This window comes from Streptomyces swartbergensis (assembly GCF_002148965.1).
GTDB classification, from domain to species: domain Bacteria; phylum Actinomycetota; class Actinomycetes; order Streptomycetales; family Streptomycetaceae; genus Streptomyces; species Streptomyces swartbergensis.
Map to the genome: position 1 here is coordinate 1 of NZ_NGFN01000539.1, position 3,457 is coordinate 3,457.

The 3,457-nt window shown below is 72.0% G+C and carries 5 protein-coding genes; 4 read left to right on the forward strand and 1 reads right to left on the reverse strand.

Translation table 11 applies throughout. The annotated features are described in order from the left end of the window. From CA983_RS41695 to CA983_RS41710, 4 genes are all read left to right on the forward strand, one after another. A partial coding sequence (locus CA983_RS41695; RefSeq protein ID WP_483027230.1) for an MFS transporter occupies positions 1 to 805 on the forward strand: 805 nt, incomplete at its 5' end. A gap of 69 nt (positions 806 to 874) precedes the next feature. Then, positions 875 to 991 carry an SGM_5486 family transporter-associated protein gene (locus tag CA983_RS49040; protein ID WP_086605857.1) on the forward strand — a complete coding sequence of 39 codons (117 nt, stop codon included), beginning with the start codon at positions 875 to 877 and terminating at the stop codon, positions 989 to 991. 164 nt (positions 992 to 1,155) lie between these two features. Next, positions 1,156 to 1,362: a hypothetical protein gene (locus CA983_RS41705; protein WP_086605858.1), complete on the forward strand. Its 207-nt coding sequence runs from the start codon at positions 1,156 to 1,158 to the stop codon at positions 1,360 to 1,362. Between the two features lie 65 nt (positions 1,363 to 1,427). Then, the gene (locus CA983_RS41710; protein WP_086605859.1) at positions 1,428 to 1,946 is read left to right on the forward strand and encodes a SixA phosphatase family protein; all 519 of its coding nucleotides are present in this window, start codon (positions 1,428 to 1,430) and stop codon (positions 1,944 to 1,946) included. 128 nt (positions 1,947 to 2,074) lie between these two features. Here the strand turns inward: CA983_RS41710 and serB are convergent, their stop codons facing one another. After that, complete coding sequence (serB, locus tag CA983_RS41715) at positions 2,075 to 3,289, reverse strand: phosphoserine phosphatase SerB (protein WP_086605860.1); 1,215 nt, start codon at positions 3,287 to 3,289, stop codon at positions 2,075 to 2,077. Positions 3,290 to 3,457: the final 168 nt, after the last annotated feature.

Here is a 3,457-nt window from a genome sequence, read left to right on the forward strand (position 1 = left end):
GGCCGGAGTCGCGGCCGAGCCGGGGGAGCGGAGCCGGGGCGCGGAGACCGGGTCGGAGCGGGCTGGAGGCTCGGAGGCACGGCCARGGGAGCGGACCGTGGGCTCGGAGACCGACGGCGACCGGCCGGCGCGGGACCGGGAGGCGCGGGACCGGGAGGCGCGGGACCGGGAGACGCCGGGCTYGGCTCCCGCCGGATCCGCCGCCGGGGAGGCTCCGCGGCTGCGGATCACCCGGAGCCGTACCGCCTGGGCCCTGGCCGTCTTCTTCGGGCTCCAGGCCACCGCCGCCTACATCACCATGGGCTGGATGGCGCAGATCTTCCGGGACGCCGGTGTGCCCGCGGGCACCGCGGGGCTGCTGCTGGCGGTCACCATGGTGATGGGCGTGCCCCTGGCCTTCGTCATACCGCGCCTGGCCACGCGGCTGCCGCACCAGGGCCCGATCGTGCTCGCCCTGGGCGTCTGCGGCCTCGCCGGCTACGCCGGGCTGTACCTCGCGCCGGCCGCCGGCGCCTGGGCCTGGGCCGTGCTGCTCGGCGTCGCCAACTGCGCCTTCCCGCTCGCCCTCACCATGGTCGGCATGCGCGCCAGGACCGGCCCGGGCGTGGCCCAGCTGTCGGCGTTCGCGCAGAGCACCGGCTATCTGATCTCCATCCCGGGGCCGCTCCTGGTGGGCGTCCTCTACCAGCACAGCGGTGGCTGGGGCCTGCCGATCGCGCTGATGAGCGCCCTGATGATCCCGCAGATGGCGGTCGGATTCCTGGCGGGCCGGAACCGCACGGTGGAGGACGAGGCGGGCCGCTGAGCCCCTCCTCGGGGGGCACGGGGACACCCCCGGGCGTCAGGCGCCCGGGGGTGGTGCGAGACTTGCCCCATGCCAGTGCTCGACCCGAACCCCAAGCACGGTCAGAAGAAGATGCTGCTCGTCTTCGGCGCCTTCTTCGCGATCTTCATCATCATCGGCGTCATCGCGACCATCGCCTCGCCATGACGGGCCCAAGCCCGGCCCATGGTGGGGCTAGCCCCCTGTCCCCTAGGGGGCGAGGGTCAGGGTCAAGTGGGTGGATCACCGGATGGGTTGGCGGCCGGGGATTCCGTAACTTCGACGTGTGACCGCGAGACGCGGGCACGGACCATTCGAAGAGCGGAGGCACCATGTCGGCTCCTGTGCACACCCGGCCCCGTCCGGCGACCCGGGCCGGCGCCGACAGCCGGCTGCCCTGGTGGGCCCTCGCGCTGCCCACGCTCGCCTTCGCCGCGCTGCTCGTGCTGATCCTGAACCCGTCCGACGCCCAGGCGGCCACCGGTGACCCCCTGATCACCCACCTCTTCGAGCGGCTCCAGCAGCTGATATCCCGCTGAGCACGGCTGAAGACGGTGGTCAACTCCCTGCGCCCCGTGGCCTGTTTCGTGCGAAGCTGGATCTTATGAGCGTCGCAGAACCCCGCAGGATTGTCCTCTTCCGCCATGCGAAAGCCGACTGGCCACAGGTGAGCGATCACGAGCGTCCGCTCGCCGACCGGGGCCGAAAGGAAGCGGCGGAGGCCGGGCGCAGGCTGGCCGACACCGGCATCCCCTTCGACCTGGCCCTCTGCTCCACCGCGGTCCGGACCCGGGAGACCTGGAAGCTCGCCGTCCAGGAGTTCCCGCAGCGGCCGAAAACCATCTACGAAGAGCGGATCTACGAGGCCTCGCCGGGCGAACTGATCGCCGTGCTCAACGAGACCCCCGACGACGCGCAGAACATCCTCGTGATCGGCCACAACCCGGGCATCCAGGGCCTCGCCGACATCCTGGCGGGCACGGCCGAGGGCGACGCCCGCGACCGGATGAGCCGCCGCGGCTTCCCGGCCGCCGCCTTCGCCACCCTGTCCTTCAGCGGCTCGTGGAAGAGCGTGGAGCCGGGCGTGGGCACGCTGCTGGACTACTGGGCGCCGACCGAGTGACCGACTCCGGGTGACCGGGGCCCGGCACCGGCGCGGTGCCGGGCTCTCCCGGCCGGTTCAGACCGCGGACCGGGGCCGGACTGGGCCGCTGGTCCAGACCGGGTTGCCGCTCAGACGGTGTCGACGCTTCAGACCGTGTCGACGGTGTCCGCTGCCTCGACCTCTTCACGCGTGATGCCCAGCAGGTACAGCACGGTGTCCAGGAAGGGGAAGTTCACCGCGGTGTGCGCGGCCTGGCGCACCACCGGTTTGGCGTTGAAGGCGACGCCCAGACCGGCCGCGTTCAGCATGTCCAGGTCGTTGGCACCGTCACCGATCGCCACGGTCTGCGACAGCGGCACACCCGCCTCGGCGGCGAACCGGCGCAGCAGCCGGGCCTTGCCGGCGCGGTCGACGATCTCGCCCGTGACCTTGCCCGTCAGCTTCCCGTCGACGATCTCCAGCGTGTTGGCCTGGGCGAAGTCCAGCCCGAGCCGCTCCTTCAGATCGTCGGTGACCTGGGTGAAACCGCCGGAGACGACGCCGACTTGGTAGCCGAGCCGCTTCAGCGTACGGATCAGGGTGCGGGCGCCCGGCGTCAGCCGCACCTCGCTGCGCACCTTGTCCACGACCGAGGCGTCCAGCCCCTCCAGCAGCGCCACGCGCGCGTGCAGGGACTGCTCGAAGTCCAGCTCGCCGCGCATCGCGGCCGCCGTCACCTCGGCGACCTGGTCCTCGCAGCCGGCGTGCGCGGCGAACAACTCGATGACCTCGTCCTGGATGAGCGTCGAGTCGACGTCCATGACGACCAGGCGCTGCGCGCGCCGGTACAGACCGGCGGCGACGACCGCCACGTCGATGCCCAGCTTGGCCGCGTCGGGCGCCAGGGCGGTGCGCAGCGGCTCGGTCTCCACGCCGGACACGGCGAACTCGACGGCGGTCACGGGGTACTTGGCGAGCCGGAAGATGCGGTCGATGTTGCCGCCGGTCTTCGTGATCCGCGCGGCGATCGCAGCCGTCGCCTCGGCGGTGAGCGGATGCCCCAGCACGGTGACCAGGGAGCGGCCCAGCCCGCGCGGCCGGTTGTCGCCGAGGCCGGAGATGATCTCCGCCTGCATCTTCATCGACTCGGCCCAGCTGTGGACGGTCGCCCGCAGATCGCCCTCGAGCCCCTTGGGCGGCTCGGTCACGAGCGCGCACAGCACCATTCGGCCACGGGTGACGACCTGCTCGATGTCGACGACGTCGACGGAGTAGGCGGCGAGGGTGTCGAAGAGGCCGGCCGTGATGCCCGGGCTGTCCTTGCCGAAGATCTTGACAAGGAGGGTGGGGACGTCGGAGGACGAGGTCTGCGAAGCGCTCATGGTGGTTCCACCGTATCCGGCGGGCAGGTCGTACCGCCCGTGAGGTCCGCCTGGCGGACAGCGAACAGTGGGTGTCGCGTGGGTGGCGCGAACCTTGCGTTCCGGTGCGGCGTCCCTCGCTCCCGGATCACTTGCCGCCACGCGGTTTCCGAGGCGGCGGGGGAGGAG

Bases quoted from the DNA above. Each gene is read 5' to 3' on its own strand.
- CA983_RS41710 (WP_086605859.1), top strand. From the start codon at position 1,428: ATGAGCGTCGCAGAACCCCGCAGGATTGTCCTCTTCCGCCATGCGAAA.
- serB (WP_086605860.1), bottom strand. From the start codon at position 3,289: ATGAGCGCTTCGCAGACCTCGTCCTCCGACGTCCCCACCCTCCTTGTC.
- CA983_RS49040 (WP_086605857.1), top strand. From the start codon at position 875: ATGCCAGTGCTCGACCCGAACCCCAAGCACGGTCAGAAGAAGATGCTG.
- CA983_RS41705 (WP_086605858.1), top strand. From the start codon at position 1,156: ATGTCGGCTCCTGTGCACACCCGGCCCCGTCCGGCGACCCGGGCCGGC.